Raw genomic sequence first — 18,011 nt, 5'->3', positions numbered from 1 at the left:
GCACCGGCAGTGAGGCGCCTTAGAAGTTCTCGCGCGGGTTGAAGCTGGCTTTCCTGGCCAGCGCCTGCCACAACGCGATCGTCTCGTCGTCAGCCTGCTTGGGCATCACCGCCTTGAGCTGCACGAACAGATAACCACGCTCCCCTGCCTTGTTCAGCAAGCCATGCCCCCTGGCGCGCATGCGCTGGCCGTTCTGGCTGCCGGCCGGCACCTTGAGGTTGATTTTGCCGGTAAGGGTCGGCACCGCCACTTCCGTGCCCAGCGCCAACTCCCAAGGCGCCAGCGGCAGGTTGATGATCAGGTCGTTGCCGTCCACTTCAAATTTGGGATGCGGGGCAAACTTGATGATCAGGTACAGGTCACCGTTGGCACCGCCGCCGATGCCAGGCGCGCCCTGGGCCTTGAGGCGAATGCGCTCACCGTCGGCCACGCCGGCGGGGATCTTCACGTTCAGGCTCTTGGTGGTGTTGCTCACATGCCGGCCCGAAGCGTCGTATTGCGGCACCTGGAAGCTGATCTGTTTGGACTCGGTGGACAGTGTCTCTTCCAGCGAGACCGTCAGTTGCATCTCTACGTCCTGGCCTTTACGGCCGGCAGGACGGCGCTGACCGCCGCCAAAACCGTCGCCGCGATTGCCGAAGATCGAGCTGAAGAAGTCGGAGAAATCCTCAGTGCCCGCGCCACCGCCAAAGCCACCACGGCTCTGCCAGCCCGGCGGGCCCTGGAACGGCTGGCCATGCTGGCCGTATTTGCGCAGCTCATCGTACTCGGCGCGCTTGTCGGCGCTCTTGAGGGCCTCATAGGCTTCGGACGCGTCCTTGAACTTGGACTCGGCGTCTTTTTCCTTGCTCACATCCGGGTGATATTTGCGCGCGAGCTTGCGATAAGCGGCCTTGATTTCCTTGTCATCGGCGCTCGGCTCGACACCCAGAATCTTGTAGTAGTCTTTGAAATCCATCGGCGGTTCACCTTCCTTAAATCGAGATCGCACCGCCCGTTCCACACCGTGCGATGGTTTGCACGTGTTGAGTGGTGTGCACGGGGGGTGCGTCAAAGTGTTATCGGCGCGTGCCGTATGCAGCAGATGTGGGGGCGAATCGCGCCGTTTCAAGCACTATTTAACGGATGGTCGGCCTACGCATCCGCTCTCGACTGGCATACACTGCGCGGCCGTTTTTCGACCGGAACCCGATAGACATGAAAAACTCATCCCCAGCCCGTGCCTGCGGTATCGACTTCGGCACGTCCAACTCCACCGTCGGCTGGATCCGCCCCGGCGAGGAGACGCTTATTGCGCTGGAGGACGACAAGATCACCTTGCCGTCGGTGGTGTTCTTCAACTTCGAGGAGCGTCGCCCGGTGTACGGCCGCCTGGCCCTGCACGAATACCTGGAAAACTACGAAGGCCGGCTGATGCGCTCGCTCAAGAGCCTGCTGGGTTCCAAGCTGATCAAGCACGACACCAGCGTGCTCGGCACCGCGATGCCGTTCACCGACCTGTTGGCACTCTTTATCGGCCAGCTCAAAAGCCGCGCCGAAGCCACTGCGGGTCGTGAGTTCGAAGAGGTTGTGCTGGGCCGCCCGGTGTTCTTCGTCGACGACGACCCCATGGCCGACCAGGAAGCGGAAAACACCCTGGTGGACGTGGCGCGCGCCATTGGCTTCAAGGACATTTCATTCCAGTACGAACCGATTGCGGCGGCGTTCGACTACGAGTCGACCATTCAGAAAGAAGAGCTGGTGCTGATCGTCGACATCGGCGGCGGTACGTCGGACTTCTCGCTGGTGCGCCTGTCGCCGGACCGTCGCCACAACGACAACCGCCAAAGCGACATCCTCGCCACCGGCGGCGTGCACATCGGCGGTACCGACTTCGACAAGCAACTGAGTCTGCAGGGCATGATGCCGCTGTTCGGCTACGGCAGCCGCATGAAGAGCGGCGCCTACATGCCCACCAGCCACCACATGAACCTGGCCACCTGGCACACCATCAACTCGGTGTACTCGCAAAAATCCCAGTTGGCCTTGGGCAGCATGCGCTACGACATCGAAGACACCGGCGGCATCGACCGCCTGTTCAAGTTGATCGAACAGCGCGCCGGGCACTGGTTGGCGATGGAAGTGGAAGAAACCAAGATTCAGTTGACCCATGAAGACAGCCGCCACGTGGCGCTGGACCGTATCGAAAAAGGCCTGAGCGTGGAGTTGAGCCGGGCGCTGTTCGAGTCGTCCATCGACAGCTTGCTGGAGCGCGTGCGCGGCAGTGTCACGCAATTGCTCAATGACGCCTCGGTGAGCGTTGAGCAGGTGGACACGGTGTTCTTTACCGGCGGCTCCAGCGGCATCCCGGCGCTGCGCCACAGCATCGCGGCGATGCTGCCGAATGCGCGGCATGTGGAAGGGAATATCTTTGGCAGCATTGGTAGCGGGTTGGCGATTGAGGCCAGCAAGCGCTACGGCTGCTGAGTTTTACCTGAAACACCGTGGTGACTTCATCGGGGGCAAGTCGAATCGTCGCACCGCCCCTCCCACATTTACTGCGTTTACACATGTAGATTTGTGAATACAGTCAGTGTGGGAGGGGGCTTGCCCCCGATAGGGCCGGTTCAGCTGAACCTTCATCGACTGACCCACCGCTATCGGGGGCAAGCCCCCTCCCACAGTTACATCAGACCATCCCGCCGAGCTTCAGCTCACTCTTCAGGTACGCGTAGTAAATCGGCCCCGCCACCACGCCCGGCAGCCCGAATGCGGCTTCAAACACCAGCATCGCCAGCAGCAATTCCCACGACTTGGCACTGATCTGCCCGCCGACGATGCGGGCGTTGAGGAAGTATTCGACCTTGTGGATCACGATCAGGTAACCCAACGCGGCCACTGCCACCCAGATCGACAGCGACAGCGCGACGATGGTGATCAGGGTGTTGGACATCAGGTTGCCGATCACCGGCAGCAGGCCGAGCAGGAAGGTCAGCACGATCAGGGTTTTGGTCAGGGGCAGGTGGATGCCGCACAGCGGCAGCACCACGGCCAGGAAGATCGCGGTGAAGGCGGTGTTGAGCGCGGCGATCTTGATCTGGGCGAAGACGATGTTGCGAAAGGCTTGCACCAGCAGGTGCAGGCGGTCGAACAGCGCGGCGGCCAGGGGCTTGCGTTTGGTCAGGTCGGGCACACGCTGCAGGGCGATGATGGCGCCGAGCACCATGCCGATCAGCAGCGTGACGAACATGTGCGCGGCGTCTTTGCCCACCAGTTGCAGCTCGCTCAGGTGCTTGCTCAGCCAGTCGCCGATGGCCACGCGGAACTCGGCGGCGCTGGCGGGCAGGTAGGCGTCGAGGAACGGCGGCAACTGGCCTCGCGCGCGGTCGACCACGCCCATGAACTTGTCGAGGGAGGCGCCGGGGTTTTCCGCTTCGTGCAGCAGAAAGCTGATGGCGCCGGCGAAGATCAGCGCCAGCACGCTGACGATCAGCGTGCCGAGCAGCGCCACCGCCAGCCAGCGCGCGCGGCGACCTTCGATCAGCCGCTGCAGTTGGGGGGTGAGCATGTTGACCAGTTCATAAACCAGCAGGCCAGCCAGCAGGCTGGGCAGCAGCTTCAGCGGCAGCACCAGCAACAACCCGCCAAAAATGATGATGTAGCTGGCCAGCAATATCACGTGACGCTGAGAAAACGTTGGCATACAGCCTCAAAACGAACGGCGATAAAAGGATGGGCAGTCTGCCAGCGTTCCAGGAATCAAGCGAGAGGTGACGGTGTGAATGCGATCAAGTGTGGGAGCAAGCCCGCTCCCACAGGAGATGTGCGCTGTCAGTTGCCCTTGAGGCAGGTGCTCATGTAGGCCTTGCGCGCATCGCCGGCCAGCGCCTTGGTTTTTGTCGACGCATTGCAATCCTTCATCTTTTGCTGTTGCGGCGTGACGGTCTTGGCATCGTTGGCAGCCGGGGCCGACAGGCAGGTCTTCATGAAGGCTTTGCGCTCGTCGCCCTTGAGGGTCTTGGTGGTGGCTTCGGCGTTGCAAGTGGTCATCTTGTTTTGCTGGGCGGTAGCGGCAAAGCCTTGAGAGCACAACAGCAGGCCCATCATCAACAATGGAATACGCAGCATCTTCATGGATTTTCTCCCGGTTACCGCGCCGACGGGCACGGCCTGGGCAGAGTGTAGTCAAACCCTGTTACACCTTCCTGTGCGGACGATGGATAATCCTCGTCCATCCATCTGTACGGCGATGTTCATGCAATACGCGTATCCCCTGCTGGCCATTTTTATCTGGGCCGGCAACACCGTTATCAACAAATTGGCCGTGGGCGCGATCTTCCCGGCCGAAATCGGCTTTTACCGCTGGTTGCTGGCGGCGCTGCTGTTCACCCCGTTCATGCTGAAGCCAGTGATTGCCCACTGGTCAGTCATCCGCCCGAACCTGAGCAAGGTTTTCGTGCTGGGCGTGCTGGGCATGGCGGTGTATCAGAGCCTGGCCTATTACGCGGCGACGCTGACCTCGGCGACCAACATGGGCATCATCCTGTCACTGATGCCCTTGATGGCCCTGACTGCCGCGATCATCAGCCTGGGCCAGCGCCTCACGTACGGTGCGCTGGCCGGTGCGGTGCTGTCGTTTGCCGGCGTGGTCGTGGTGGTGTCGTCAGGCAGCCTGGGCGTGCTGTTGCAACACGGGGTGAACCTGGGCGACGGCATGATGCTGGTCGCTACCCTGGCTTACGCGATCTACAGCACCCTGCTGAAAAAATGGCAGCTGCGCCTGCCACCGTTGGTGTTGCTGTATTTGCAGGTGCTGGTGGCGGTGGTGGTGCTGTTTCCGCTGTTCCTCTTCTCACCCAAGGCGGGCCTGGGCTGGGCGAATGTGCCGCTGGTGCTGTACGCGTGTCTGCTGGCATCGATGCTGGCGCCGTTGGCGTGGATGCATTCGGTGAAGACCTTGGGCCCGAGCCGCACCACGCTGTTTTTCAACCTGCTGCCGTTGATCACCGCGCTGATTGCGGCGCTGGTGCTCAAAGAAGATCTGGCGCTGTATCACTCGGTCGGTGGCTTGCTGACCCTGGGCGGGGTGATCCTGTCGGAACGCTGGACGACACCGGTGAAACAGAGCCGTCAGCGAGGCCCTTGTGACACATCCGGTAAAATCCAATAAAACTTTTTGCCCTGGCCGCGACTCACAACCTGTAGCGATCACGCCGACAGAGCGTGGCGTACAACCGGATTAGCACCAGGAGATTGAGATGACCGAAGCACATTTGACTGACGTTGCGACCCTGCGCAGTCGCGCCCGCCAGAACGTCGAAAACGGCGCTGTGACCGAAGGCTACAACGCCGACCGCGAAGAGATCATTCGCTTGCTCAACGCATCGCTTGCCACTGAGCTGGTGTGCGTGCTGCGCTACAAGCGTCACTACTTCATGGCCAGCGGCATCAAGGCTTCCGTGGCTGCCGATGAATTCCTCGAGCACGCGACCCAGGAAGCCGAACACGCCGACAAACTCGCCGAGCGCATCGTGCAACTGGGCGGCGAGCCGGAGTTCAACCCCGACCTGCTGTCGAAAAACTCCCACGCTCAGTACGTGGCGGGTAATTCGCTGAAGGAAATGGTCTACGAAGACCTGGTGGCCGAACGCATCGCGGTGGACAGCTACCGCGAGATCATCCAGTACATCGGCGACAAGGACCCAACCACCCGTCGCCTGTTTGAAGAGATTCTGGCTCAGGAAGAAGAGCACGCAGACGACATGGCGGACATTCTCGAAAGCCTGTAAGTCGTCACGCAAAAACGAGGGGGGAGCCGGTCAAACGGCTCCCCTCTTTTTTTGAACGGTGGGAGGGGCTTGCTCGCGAAAGCGGTGGGTCAGCAAGCATTGGTGTTGACTGACCCATGCTTTCGCAGGCAAGCCAGCTCCCACATTTGGTCGCGCTCACACTCCACAATACCGTTCGGCTATAAGGCCGCCGCGCTCTTGATCGTGATCCTTCCAAAGCCTGCGTTCGGGCACACCGGGCATTAGCGAGCGAGTCGCACCGCCACTCCCACCTTAAATCTTCGTCGCTTTGAGCATCGCGTTCGCTCAACTGAACGGCATTGGGGCTTGCCCGTCCCACATTGGCTTGTGGGTTGAGTCAGCTATTTAACAGTCTTGGGCGCCTTGCCTTCCTTCATCTGTTGCAGCAACGGTGCGCACTCGTTGGGCTCTCCGCCGCTCGGCGCCACCAGCGCGAGCAGACCGGCGGCCGGACCTGCGATCACGCCCAGGGCTACCATGCCGGCGCCACGCAGGGCCAGCGGGATGGCTTTGACGCCGGCGTTGGGCTTGATGAACGGCCCGTTCACGTACAGCGGCGAGCGCAGTGAAAACAGGCGAAAGCCTTTGGATTCAGGGGTAATCGTGAGGTCAAGCTGCTCGGTGGCCATGTTCGCGGTGCCATCGATGTAGATGATGGCGTTCTCGGTATCGAACACGAACAGTCGGGTGGTCGCCAGGCCCGTCTTGATGCCGAAGTCTGCCGCTGCGCAGTTGATCTTCACTTCCTTGTCACCGAACAGACGGCCAACCACGTAGTTACCCACATTAAGCCCGGCGATCTCCATCAGCCCACGGCTGATCGCGCCGTCGTTGATCAACATCTTCAAGTCACCGTTGGAACTGCCGAGCAAAGCCGCGACGGAGTTACCGCGCCCCGTAATGTCGGCATCCCCATTGAGTTCGCCAAAGCTGGTTTTCATCGGTTCGAAGGTTGGGAACAACTGCTTGAGCTTGAAGTTGCGCGCGGTGAGTTTCGCGCTGCCTTCCATCGGTGTGATGCGACCGTTGAGGCGAATCTGCGCATTCAGTTTGCCGCCAGCCACGCCGAAACGCAGCGGTTCCAGGCTCAGTTCACCGTCGTTGAGCACCACATGGGTGTAAAGATCGGTGAAGGGCAGATCGGCGCTGTGCACGATGCGTTTGCCGGTAAATTCCACATCGGCATCCATGTCACGCCAGCGTTCGGTGCGGAACTCTTCCACCGGCAGCACCCTTGTGGCCGGCTGCTTGCTGGCACCGCCACGGGCTTTTTGCTTGGCGTTGGAGTCGGCGCCGATCAGCGGCGCAAGGTCGGTCATCAGCAACTGGTTGGACACCAGTGTGCCGCTGAGCTTGGGCCGTGGCTGGCTGGCGACGTAGGCTAGGTCGCCGTGGATATCGCTGTTGCCGATCTTGCCGTTGAAGTTTTCATAGCGGAACGACGCACCGCTGGCTTCATGCAGCTTGGCAATCAGGTGGCCGTCGGTGGAATAGGCCGGCGAATCCGGCAAGGTCACGCCGGTGAGCGGATAGAGGTTGCCCAGGCTCGCGCCGGCGAGTTTGAGGCGCAGGTCCAGGGCGCCGAGGTTGAGCGGGTCGGTCAGGGTGCCGGCCACGGCGATACGGGTGTCGCCAATCTTGACCTGGGCTTGCAGTGGAAACGGTTTGGCCGCGTCCTGCAGGGCCAGCAGGCCGCCGATCTTGCCGTTACCATCGAGTGTCTGCCCATGGTATTGGCCTTTGACCTTGAGCCCGAACGCGTAATCCTGCGGCGAGGAGCCTTTTTCCAGGGCTTTTTTGGCATCGGCATCGCCAACGATTTCGGCAAAGGGAATAGGTTGGCCCAGCGGGTCGATGATCACATCGAGCTGGGTCTTGAGGGTTTGGTCGTCGAGGGTCACATGACCCTTGTCGAACTTGATGGCGCCGATGTCGACCACCCAGTTGGACGGCTCGGCGTCCGGGTCCTTGGGGTCGAACGTGAACGTCCAGTTGGCGCGGCCATCGGCCAGGCGCTGCAGCTGGGCACTCGGTTCGGTGAGGTCGATACGCGGGATCGCCACGCGCTGCGCGAGCAGGGCCAGGGGCGAGATGCGCAGCTCGACCTTTTTCAACGTGACCATCTGCGGCTGTTTCGACCAGTCCGGGTTGCCCAGGGTCAGGTCTTCGGCGATCACATGGGGCCACGGTACCCAGGCGCGCCAGCCGCCTTCCTCGGGTTCGCGCTGCCACACCACGGCGAGGTTGCCATTGATGGCGAACGGGCGATGCAGTTCTTCGGAGACTTTGGCATTGAGCGGCGGCTTGATGCGGTTCCAGTCGAAAAAGACCAGGAACACCACAACCACGGCGATTAACACGAGGACGCTGGCGCAGCACCAGGCGACGATTTTACGAGTGCGCGTCATTGCACAGAACTCCTGAACACGAATAGCTGGAATACAGCTCATAAGGGTACGACTGGCAAACCGCAGCGGGGTTTAACCCGTTGATTGATTTAACCGCAGAACGCTTTTTACCTGACCAGATCGACAGATTTTGTTTGCTCGACTGCACCATTGCTACCCGCCATTGTGTCGAAAATACCCACTTGGGTGCAAAACCGCGTGCTTGAGAGGCCCGCTCTAGAGCCTTCCGCCAGAACCATCAATTGCGTTGATTATTACCATTGCGTTTATGAACTTTTATATCGATATATCGAGAGTAGCATGAGTCCTGTACCCACTTTATCGCCCTCCCAAGGAGCAACCATCATGAAACGCCAAGTACTCGCTACCGTTCTGCTGTCTGTCCTCGCTTCCAGTGCCTTTGCCCTGCCAGCCGCCGAACAGACTATCCCACAAAACCAGGCCCAGGCCGCTCAGTCGAGCCAGACGCTGGCCCGTAGCGGCTCGCAGGAAGACGAGAACCGCGACTACGCCAAAGGCGTTGCTGAAAACGGTTCGGAGCAAGCCAACAAACGCGCCTACACCGAAGGCCTGAGCGAAAACGGCCGTCACCGCCTGGAAGAAAAAGGCCTGGTTGAAGGCGGCGCCGAGCAAGCCAACGAGCGCGCCTACACTGAAGGTGTTGCCGAAGGTGGTGCCGATCGCCTGCAAGAACTGCATCAAGCACAGAGCTGAGCCTGTGGTGGCCCAGACAGCTCGCTCCGGCATCCGCAGGAGCGAGCCTGCTCGCCAGGGTCGCTGACGCTGCCCCCTCCTTGAATTTAATGCATCCCCCTTGCTCCACGCCGCCAAGTTCGACGCCAGCAAAGCGCTTTTGCTAGAGTGCGTCGCTGTACTTGCCGACAAAGCTCACCCGCCCATGCTGCCCCGTGCCGAACAGAAGCAACAGACCCGCCTCGCCCTGATGGACGCAGCCCGCCACCTGATGGAGTGCGGCCGTGGGTTCGGCAGCCTGAGCCTGCGTGAAGTGGCGAAGACGGCCGGGATCGTGCCCACAGGTTTCTACCGGCATTTTGCCGATATGGATCAGCTCGGGCTCGTGCTGGTCAGCGAGGTCGGCCAGACCTTTCGCGCCACCATTCGCCTGGTACGCCACAATGAATTCGTGATGGGCGGCATCATCGATGCCTCGGTGCGGATCTTTCTCGATGTGGTGTCGGCCAACCGTTCGCAATTCCTGTTCCTGGCCCGTGAGCAATACGGCGGCTGCCTCGCCGTGCGCCAGGCCATCGGCGCCCTGCGTGAAGACATCACCCGTGACCTCGCCGCCGACCTCACGCGCATGCCCAAGCTGGCGCACCTGCAAGCCGACGGTTTGCATGTGATGGCCGACCTGATCGTCAAGAGCGTGTTCGCCACCCTGCCCGATATCATCGATCCACCCGCCCACGCCCTGCCTGAACACCTCACGCCCCAGGCGAAAATCACTCAGCAATTGCGCTTTATCTTCATTGGCCTCAAGCATTGGCAAGGCCTGGGCAGCACCGAATAAGCCGCCAGGCAAAACGCCCTCATCCAGTGCCGTAGCGCATGCAGCGCACCATCGTGAGTCACGCCCCGAATAAGCTGCCGCCCTATTCGGAGGCACAGCGCCGCGCGCCGACAGGCAATTCCTACAACCTGCCCCACGTTGGCAAGCCCCTTGCTCTAGCTCCGTTATCGCTCATAGCTGGAAGCCCTCTGATGCTGGTGATCCACCGCCGAATCGCCCCCCAGGCCCAATGGGCCGCCGAGCTGCTGCTCAACTTCGAAGCCCGCAGCAAAAGCCGCCTGCGCTGTTTCAGTGCCGACGGCGAAGACGTCGGCCTGTTTCTGGAGCGTGGCCAGCCGCCGCTGCATGACGGCGAATGCTTGCAGGCTGAGGACGGCCGGGTGGTGCGCGTGTGTGCACGGCCTGAACAACTGCTGCACGTCACCTGCAGCAGCGCATTTGAACTGACCCGCGCCGCCTATCACCTGGGCAACCGCCACGTGGCCCTGCAAGTCGGCGATGGCTGGTTGCGCCTGCTCGATGACTACGTGCTCAAGGACATGCTCGAACAATTGGGCGCGCAGGCCGACACCATCGAGGCGCCGTTCCAGCCCGAACACGGGGCGTACGGAGGTGGCCATCATCACTCGCGCCATGGCGATGAAGACTTCAACTACCCGCCCAAGCTGCATCAATTCGGCGTGCGTACATGAATCCAGCCTGGGCATTGCTGCGCCTGGCCAGTCCGCAATTGCCGATTGGCGGCTACAGCTACTCCCAAGGCCTGGAAATGGCCGTGGACAACAGCCGCGTGCCGGATGCCGCCAGCGCTCGCCGCTGGATCAGCGACCAGTTGCTGCTCAACCTGGCGCGCTTCGAGGCGCCACTGCTGCTCGCCCACTGCCGCGCCGCCGCCGTGGATGACTGGTCGCAACTGGCGCAGCTGTGCGAAGAGCACCGCGCCAGCCGTGAAACCCGCGAGCTGTACCAGGAGAGCCGGCAGATGGGCTACTCGCTGCAACAACTGCTCAATGGCTTGCCCGAGCTGGACGACGCGGCACGGGATTTTCTGGCGCAACGCACTGAACCTCACCTGGCCCTGGGCTGGGCGCTGGCCGCGCGCGCCTGGCACATCAGCGCCGACGACGCCCTTGCCGCCTGGCTGTGGAGCTGGCTGGAAAACCAGCTGGCGGTGCTGATGAAAACCCTGCCCCTGGGCCAGCAAGCCGCGCAGCGCCTGACCAGTGAACTGCTGCCACTGCTGCAGCAGGCCCAGCAGGACGCCGCGCGCATCGACCCCCACTCACTGGGCAGCGCCGCGTTCGGCCTGTCTCTGGCATGCATGGCCCACGAGCGCCAATACAGCCGCCTGTTCCGTTCCTAGATTCCCTTGATGTGGAGAAGCACATGAACTCACAACCCCTGCGTGTCGGCATCGGCGGCCCGGTGGGCTCCGGCAAGACTGCCCTCACCCTGGCCCTGTGCCTGGCGCTGCGCGATCGCTACAACCTGGCCGTGGTCACCAATGACATCTATACCCGCGAAGACGCCGACTTTCTGGTGCGCAACCAGGCCCTGGCGCCGGAGCGCATCATCGGCGTGGAAACCGGCGGCTGCCCGCACACGGCGATCCGCGAGGACGCCTCGATCAACCTCGAAGCGGTCGACCAGCTCAACCGGCGCTTTCCCGGCCTGGACCTGATCCTGGTGGAGTCCGGCGGCGATAACCTGTCGGCCACCTTCAGCCCGGAACTGTCAGACCTGACTATCTACGTGATCGATGTGTCGGCCGGCGACAAGCTGCCGCGCAAGGGCGGGCCCGGTATTTGCAAATCCGACCTGCTGGTGATCAACAAGATCGACCTGGCGCCGCTGGTGGGCGCCTCGCTGGAACTGATGAACAGCGACACCCAGCGCATGCGCAACGGTAAACCTTTTGTGTTCAGCAACCAGAAAACCGGCGTCGGCCTGGACGAAATCGTCGCCTTCATCGAACGCCAGGGCCTGCTGACCGCCGCCTGATCAACCCATTACGGAGCCTGTTTATGAGCCTCAACAAACTGTTCGCAGCCGCTGCGCTGCTGCTGGCCCCTGCCTTGGCCTTCGCCCATCCGGGCCATGGCGATAACGGCCTGGTGGCCGGCATCAGCCACCCCCTGGGCGGTATCGACCATCTGCTGGCGATGCTCGCCGTGGGCCTGTGGGCCGCCCAGCAAAAAGGCGCGGCGCGCTGGGCGCTGCCGTGCACCTTCGTCGGCACCATGCTGATCGGCGGCGTGCTGGGGTTTGAAGGCCTGGCATTGCCGGCGCTGGAAAGCGGCATCGCCGCATCGGTGCTGGCGCTGGGCCTGGCGGTGGCGCTGGCGGTGCGTCCGCCGCTGTTTGTGGCGGTGGGTGCGACAGCGTTGTTTGCGCTGTTTCATGGCGTGGCGCATGGCCTGGAGCTGCCGGCGATGTCCAGCCCTTGGGCATATGCGGCGGGATTTGTCGGTGCGACGGCCCTGTTGCACGCGGCCGGCTATGCCGTGGTGCGTGTGTTGCCGGCAGCGGCGGCGCCGTTGGTGCGGGTGGCTGGGGCAGCTTCGGCGGCGACTGGCGTGTGGTTGCTCGCGGGCTGATTTCGGCACCTGCGCCGGGCCCATCGCAGGCAAGCCAGCTCCCACATTTGAGCGGATTCGTCATTCAAAAATGTGGGAGCGGGCTTGCCGGCGATAACGGTGGCGCAGACACCACCGCACCCAAGCCTGCTACCATGCGCGCCTACGCCCCTGCCGTGACGACGCCAGCCGATGCCCAGCGCTTCCCAACCGTTTTTGAATACCGTACTCACCCATTTCCGTGACCTGATCGTGCCGCTCTGGCAAGGCCCGGGCTGGAATGCCGAGCTGGCGCTGCCCTACGAGGCACTCGACGCCGATCACCATCCCTTGCCGCCCCAACGCTACCGCGCCATGGCCTGCGCCCGTCAGCTGTACCTGTTTGCCAGCCTGATCGGCGAGCCCGACACCGACTTTGCGCACGCGCGCGCGGCCGCGCTGTTCCGCTCCCTGCAACAGCACTTCCATGACGCCGAGCACGGCGGCTGGTTCTACAGCATCGACCCCGCGGGCCAACCGCTGGATACGCGCAAAGACCTCTACACCCACGCGTTCATCATCTTCGCCTGCGCCCATTACTGGGCCAAGGTGCGCGAGCCGCTGGTGGCGTCGGTCCTCAATGCCGCGCTCGAAGTGGTTGCCCAGCGCTTCGCCAGCGGCGACGGCCTGTACGACGCAGTGCTGGACCGCGACTGGTCGTCGCTCTCGTCCGGCCCGCTGCAAAACCCATTGATGCACCTGGCCGAAGCGTTCCTCGCCACCTTGGCGGTACGTGAAGATACCGACGTGCAAACCGCCCTGCTGAACCTGGCGACGGCCATGCAGCAGCGTTTCATCGACCCCGGGCACGGCGTGATGCTGGAAAAACCGCTGGGTGCTGTGGATAACTGGTTCGAGCCGGGCCACCAGTTCGAATGGTTCTTCCTGCTCGACTCATCCGCAGTGCTGCGCGGCACGCCGCTGCATGCGTCACTCAGCCGCGCGTTTGCCTACGCCGAAGAAAAGGGTGTGGATAACGTAAGCGGTGCCGTGAGCGGCATGCTCGACCTTGACGGTCATGTGCGTGACGGCACTCAGCGTATCTGGGCCCAGGCTGAATACCTGCGCGCACTGACCTTGCGCCCGGGAAACGAGGCGCGGGTGCAGCGCCAGTTGCAGGCGCTGGCGCAGCATTTTTTGCATCGCAAGGGCTGGCATGAATGCCTGGATGCGCAAGGGGCAGTGAGCCGACGGGATATGCCTTCGACCACGCCTTATCACCTGGCGACGTGTTATCAGGGGTTGGTCAGGCAGTTGGGCTGACCTTCAGGGCCCCATCGGGAGCAAGCCCCCTCCCACATTCCAATGTGTGAGGGGGCTTGCCCCCGATGCAGGCAACGCAGTCTTACTTGGCACCACGCTCGATCGCAAACCCTGCCCACGTCTGGCTCACCGGCATCAGCTCCAACCGGTTGATGTTCACGTGCGCCGGGGTGTTCATCACCCAGAAAATGGTGTCGGCGATGTCTTGCGGCTGGATAGGCTCGGCGCCCGCGTAGGTGGCGTCATAGCGCGCCTGATCGCCGCCAAAGCGCACCAGCGAAAACTCACTCTCACACAAGCCCGGCTCAATGTTGGTCACGCGCACGCCGGTGCCCTGCAGGTCGCAACGCAGGTTCAGCGAGAACTGCTTCACGAATGCCTTGGAGGCGCCATACACGTGGCTGCCCGGATACGGGTAGTTACCGGCGATGGAGCCCAGGTTGACGATGCCCGCACCCCGCCCGTGGGCGATCAGGCGCGGCAGCAGCAGGTTGGTCGTGGTCAGCAGGCCCTTGATGTTGGTGTCGACCATGGTCTCCCAATCGTCGAGGCTGCACTTGGGCGCAGGGTCGGTGCCCACCGCCAGTCCGGCATTGTTGATCAGCCCGCGCAGGGTGGCGAACGATGGCGGCAGCTGGGCGATGGCCTCTTCCATGCCCTTGCGGTCACGCACATCCACCACCAGGCCGTGCACTTCGGTCTGTTTGGAAAGCTCTTCGACCAGCGCATTCAAGCGTTCGGCGCGGCGACCGGTGAGCACCAGTTTCCAGCCGGCCTCAGCAAAACGACGGGCGCAGGCTTCGCCGAAACCTGAGGTGGCGCCAGTAATAAACAACGTGTCGGACATGGTGTTCTCCTTGCGGACATCGGAAAAAAGTTGCCAGCAGAATGCCCGTACGCGGCGCTTGCGGCAACCGTCAGGCACACCTGCTGATCATTTTTTGATCGCCTGACTCAACGCCTTGTGAACCGTGGCTTGCAGCCATGTGCGCGCAGGTTATCCACAACTGCGCCCACAGTCTTTGGGGGCAAGTCGAAATGGCTTCAGGCCGCTGTACACAAGGCCCGCAGGCGATTTTGCAAAGTTTTTTGCTTGACCTGGGCCGGGTCGTATGTAGGCCTGGGTGAAGAGGAAAAATCCGAACGATGGCTCCAGGCCAGTTAATCCGCCCCCTACGGCAGTCTTTCCAGAGTTTAGTCACAGACTTATCCACAGGCTGATCCGACATGTTTTGGTCATATACCTGTGTCTTTAAACAGGTTGACAAACCCCTCGACAGCCCGCGAAAAAACCGCTGATCAATAAACAACCACCGCGCTGAAAGCCACGTAATTAAAGGCCTTCAGCCAGCTACACCCACGTTACCCACAGCCGGTTCCACAGCGGATGGGGACAAGTCAAAACTGTGACAAAACAGGGATTTGCGGCGGCTATATGTCGCGGTTTGGAGGGGGGCTGGATTTGTTTTCCACAATTTCGAAATGGGTCTTGTGGAACACAGAAAATCAATGTGGGAGGGAGCTTGCTCCCTCCCACAGCGATCAATGGCCGCCGAGGTAGGCGTTGCGCACGTCCTCGTTCACCAGCAACTCCTTGCCGGTGCCCGTCAGGCGAATCTCGCCGTTGACCATCACATACGCGCGGTCCGACAGGCGCAGCGCGTGGTTGGCGTTCTGCTCCACCATAAAGATGGTCATGCCGGTCGCCGCCAGTTCGCGCAGGGTGGAGAAGATCTGCTTCACCACAATCGGCGCCAGGCCAAGGCTTGGCTCGTCCAGCAGCAGCAGCTTGGGCCGACTCATCAGCGCGCGGGCGATGGCGAGCATTTGCTGCTCGCCGCCGGACATGGTCATGGCACGCTGGTTACGCCGCTCCTTGAGCCGTGGGAACAGCTCGAACATGCGTTGCATGTCTTCCTGCGCGAACTTGTCGCCGATGGGGATGGTGCCCATCAGCAGGTTTTCCTCGACGGTCATGTCGGGGAACACCCGCCGCCCTTCCGGCGACTGCGCGATGCCGTTGGAGGCGATGTAGTGGGAGGACTTGTGGGTAATGTCGACGCCGTTGTACAGAATCTGCCCGGACTCTGCCCGTGGCTGACCGAAGATCGACATCAGCAGCGTGGACTTGCCCGCGCCGTTGGAGCCGATCAGGCTCACGGTTTCACCTTCGTTGATGTGCAGCGAGACTTTTTTCAGGGCCTGGATCGGGCCGTAGAACACATCCAGGTCCTTCATTTCGAGGATAGGCCCGCTCATACCAGTTCCTCTTCGTCGGCGCCCAGGTAGGCGGCAATCACTTTCGGGTCATTGCGGATCGCCTCCGGCCCGCCTTCAGCGATCACGTTGCCGTGGTCGAGCACCACGATATGGTCGGAAATACTCATCACCATGCCCATGTCATGTTCGATCAGCACCACCGTGAGGTCGTGCTCGTCGCGCAACAGGCGAATCATCGCGCTGAGGGCTTCGGTTTCCTGAGGGTTCAGGCCCGCCGCCGGTTCGTCCAGGCAGATGATCTGCGGCCGGGTGCACATGGCGCGAGCGATTTCCAGGCGGCGCTGCTGGCCGTAGGAAAGCTCACCGGCCAGGCGGTTGGCGCAGTCCACCAGGTCCACCACTTCCAGCCAGTAGAAGGCGTGGTCGAGGGCGTCGCTTTCAGCCTTGCGGTAACCCTTGGTGTTGAGGATGCCCGCCAGCATGTTGCGGTTGACCCACATGTGCTGGGCCACCAGCAGGTTTTCCAGCACCGACATTTCCTTGAACAGGCGAATGTTCTGGAACGTCCGGGCCAGGCCTGCGCGGTTGACCAGGTGGGTGCCGCCAAACATCTTGTAGTACACCCGACTGAGAAAGCGCTTGGGCGACACGAAGTCGGTGGCCCGGAAGCGTTCGCCCAGCAGCTGGATCACGTTGGTCTGCTTGCCACGCACGTTGAGCTGGATCTTGCCGCCGCTGGCCTTGTAGAAGCCGGTGAGGCAGTTGAACACGGTGGTCTTGCCGGCGCCATTGGGGCCGATCAGGGCGAAGATCGAGTTGCGTTCGACCTTGAGGCTCACATCGCTCAAGGCCTTGATGCCACCGAAGTGCATCATCAAATGTTCCACGCTGAGGACGACTTCCTTGCTCATGGCGCCACTCCTTTACGTGGGGTCACACCGGTTCGGCTGATGCGGATCAAGCCGCGCGGCCGCCAGATCATCATCACCACCATCAGCACGCCAAACAGCAGCACGCGGTATTCCGAGAAGCTGCGCAGCAGCTCAGGCGCCACGGTCAACACGAACGCCGCGATCACCACCCCCACCGTCGAGCCCATGCCACCCAGCACCACAATGGCCAGGATCAGCGCCGACTCGAAGAAGGTGAACGACGACGGGTTCACGAAGCCCTGGTAGCTGGCAAAAAACACCCCGGCCAAACCGGCTGTCGATGCCCCGATGGTGAACGCCGAGAGCTTGACCAGCACATGGTTCAGGCCCATGGAGCGGCAGGCGATCTCATCTTCACGCAGGGCCTCCCACGCGCGGCCGACCGGCATGCGGGTCAGGCGGTGCTTGATATAAAGCACGGCCAGCACCACCAGAAACAGCACGATGTAGATAAACAGGAATTTGATATTGGGGTTGTAGTCGATGCCGAAAAATTCATGGAACGGAATCCCGCCATCCTTCGCGCGCCTGCCGAACTCAAGGCCCAGGAAGGTCGGCGACGGCACCGGCATACCGTTCGGCCCGCCGGTGAACGACAACCAGTTGTTGAGCACCAGGCGAATGATTTCACCGAAGCCCAGGGTCACGATGGCCAGGTAGTCACCGTGCATTCGCAGCACCGGAAACCCGAGTATGCACCCCGCCAATGCCGCCGCGAAGGCAGCCAGTGGCAACACGGTCCAGAAGCCCAGGCCGAGGTATTGATAACCCAGCGCCAGGCCGTAGGCGCCGATGGCGTAGAACGCCACGTAACCGAGGTCGAGCAGGCCTGCCAGGCCGACCACAATGTTCAGGCCCAGGCCGAGCAGCACGTAGATCAGCCCGAGGATGACCACGGTAAGCAGGTACTTGTTGGCGAAGATCGGAAACACGATGGCGATCACGATCAGCGCCGGGATGATCCAGCGCAGCCGCGACTTGTAGTCCGGTGGCAGCACATGCACGCCGGAGCCACTGCTTTCGAAGCCCTGCAGAATCTTCAGGCCCTTGGGGGTTTGCAGGAACAGGCTCATGGCGAAGCGGCCGACCATCACGATGGCCACCAGCAGGCCGACGCGGGCCGGTTCCAGGTTGAAGCTGTAGCCGTCGAGGACCACGCCGACGATCGGACCGAACACGATCAGGGAAATCAGCCCGGCGAGGACCGTATCGACCACACTTTTCTTGATATCGATGGGTTTGGCAGCAGACAT

The 18,011-nt window shown here is 61.9% G+C and carries 18 protein-coding genes; 10 read left to right on the top strand and 8 right to left on the bottom strand.

The annotated features are described in order from the left end of the window. Nucleotides 1-19 precede the first annotated feature (19 nt). On the bottom strand, nt 20-958 hold the full coding sequence (locus tag H045_RS23725) for a DnaJ C-terminal domain-containing protein (protein ID WP_003236147.1): 939 nt from the start codon (nt 956-958) through the stop codon (nt 20-22). A gap of 239 nt (nt 959-1,197) precedes the next feature. On the opposite strand from H045_RS23725, the gene H045_RS23720 reads away from it, so the two are divergent. Continuing rightward, a complete protein-coding gene (locus H045_RS23720) occupies nt 1,198-2,466 on the top strand; it encodes an Hsp70 family protein (protein ID WP_015373649.1) in 1,269 nt (422 codons plus the stop codon). Between the two features lie 202 nt (nt 2,467-2,668). On the opposite strand, the gene H045_RS23715 is transcribed toward H045_RS23720, so the two are convergent. Further along, entirely contained in the window at nt 2,669-3,682 is a 1,014-nt protein-coding gene (locus tag H045_RS23715) for an AI-2E family transporter (protein ID WP_003236152.1), read from the bottom strand. A gap of 128 nt (nt 3,683-3,810) precedes the next feature. Beyond that, complete coding sequence (locus H045_RS23710) at nt 3,811-4,113, bottom strand: PsiF family protein (RefSeq protein ID WP_015373648.1); 303 nt, start codon at nt 4,111-4,113, stop codon at nt 3,811-3,813. A gap of 121 nt (nt 4,114-4,234) precedes the next feature. On the opposite strand from H045_RS23710, the gene H045_RS23705 reads away from it, so the two are divergent. Both H045_RS23705 and H045_RS23700 read left to right on the top strand, forming a co-directional pair. Continuing rightward, complete coding sequence (locus H045_RS23705; protein WP_003236156.1) at nt 4,235-5,149, top strand: DMT family transporter; 915 nt, start codon at nt 4,235-4,237, stop codon at nt 5,147-5,149. Between the two features lie 88 nt (nt 5,150-5,237). Beyond that, nucleotides 5,238-5,768 (top strand): ferritin-like domain-containing protein, encoded by a 531-nt coding sequence (locus H045_RS23700; RefSeq protein ID WP_003236159.1) that lies wholly within the window; start codon nt 5,238-5,240, stop codon nt 5,766-5,768. A 362-nt stretch (nt 5,769-6,130) separates the two neighbouring features. Here H045_RS23700 and H045_RS23695 read toward each other — a convergent pair whose 3' ends face one another. Continuing rightward, complete coding sequence (locus H045_RS23695; protein WP_015373647.1) at nt 6,131-8,197, bottom strand: AsmA family protein; 2,067 nt, start codon at nt 8,195-8,197, stop codon at nt 6,131-6,133. 345 nt (nt 8,198-8,542) lie between these two features. Between H045_RS23695 and H045_RS23690 the strand changes: the two genes are divergently transcribed. From H045_RS23690 to H045_RS23660, 7 genes are all read left to right on the top strand, one after another. Further along, entirely contained in the window at nt 8,543-8,911 is a 369-nt protein-coding gene (locus tag H045_RS23690; protein WP_003236164.1) for a hypothetical protein, read from the top strand. A gap of 184 nt (nt 8,912-9,095) precedes the next feature. Beyond that, nucleotides 9,096-9,728 (top strand): TetR family transcriptional regulator, encoded by a 633-nt coding sequence (locus tag H045_RS23685; protein ID WP_003236166.1) that lies wholly within the window; start codon nt 9,096-9,098, stop codon nt 9,726-9,728. A 191-nt stretch (nt 9,729-9,919) separates the two neighbouring features. Continuing rightward, nucleotides 9,920-10,420, top strand: coding sequence for an urease accessory protein UreE (gene ureE, locus H045_RS23680; protein WP_003236168.1), 501 nt, complete (start codon nt 9,920-9,922; stop codon nt 10,418-10,420). Then, on the top strand, nt 10,417-11,091 hold the full coding sequence (locus H045_RS23675) for an urease accessory protein UreF (RefSeq protein ID WP_015373646.1): 675 nt from the start codon (nt 10,417-10,419) through the stop codon (nt 11,089-11,091). Before ureE ends, H045_RS23675 begins: the two co-directional genes overlap by 4 nt. A gap of 23 nt (nt 11,092-11,114) precedes the next feature. Continuing rightward, complete coding sequence (gene ureG, locus H045_RS23670) at nt 11,115-11,729, top strand: urease accessory protein UreG (protein WP_003236172.1); 615 nt, start codon at nt 11,115-11,117, stop codon at nt 11,727-11,729. 23 nt (nt 11,730-11,752) lie between these two features. Then, complete coding sequence (locus H045_RS23665; RefSeq protein ID WP_003236174.1) at nt 11,753-12,325, top strand: HupE/UreJ family protein; 573 nt, start codon at nt 11,753-11,755, stop codon at nt 12,323-12,325. Nucleotides 12,326-12,496: 171 nt separating this feature from the next. Next, on the top strand, nt 12,497-13,606 hold the full coding sequence (locus H045_RS23660; protein WP_015373645.1) for an AGE family epimerase/isomerase: 1,110 nt from the start codon (nt 12,497-12,499) through the stop codon (nt 13,604-13,606). An 82-nt stretch (nt 13,607-13,688) separates the two neighbouring features. Here the strand turns inward: H045_RS23660 and H045_RS23655 are convergent, their stop codons facing one another. The 4 genes from H045_RS23655 to livM all read right to left on the bottom strand — a co-directional run bounded on the left by H045_RS23655 (nt 13,689) and on the right by livM (nt 18,011). Further along, the gene (locus H045_RS23655; RefSeq protein WP_003236177.1) at nt 13,689-14,453 is read right to left on the bottom strand and encodes an SDR family oxidoreductase; all 765 of its coding nucleotides are present in this window, start codon (nt 14,451-14,453) and stop codon (nt 13,689-13,691) included. A 695-nt stretch (nt 14,454-15,148) separates the two neighbouring features. Next, nucleotides 15,149-15,865, bottom strand: a complete 717-nt coding sequence (locus H045_RS23650) for an ABC transporter ATP-binding protein (protein ID WP_015373644.1) — start codon at nt 15,863-15,865, stop codon at nt 15,149-15,151. Further along, nucleotides 15,862-16,737: an ABC transporter ATP-binding protein gene (locus H045_RS23645; protein WP_003236182.1), complete on the bottom strand. Its 876-nt coding sequence runs from the start codon at nt 16,735-16,737 to the stop codon at nt 15,862-15,864. Before H045_RS23645 ends, H045_RS23650 begins: the two co-directional genes overlap by 4 nt. After that, the gene (livM, locus tag H045_RS23640; RefSeq protein WP_015373643.1) at nt 16,734-18,011 is read right to left on the bottom strand and encodes a high-affinity branched-chain amino acid ABC transporter permease LivM; all 1,278 of its coding nucleotides are present in this window, start codon (nt 18,009-18,011) and stop codon (nt 16,734-16,736) included. The genes H045_RS23645 and livM overlap by 4 nt, the downstream gene beginning before the upstream one ends.

The sequence above is a fragment of the Pseudomonas poae RE*1-1-14 genome, from assembly GCF_000336465.1.
Lineage (GTDB): Bacteria > Pseudomonadota > Gammaproteobacteria > Pseudomonadales > Pseudomonadaceae > Aquipseudomonas > Aquipseudomonas poae.
The sequence above is the reverse complement of the archived record's forward strand: the minus strand, read 5'-3'. Positions and strand labels throughout refer to the sequence as shown.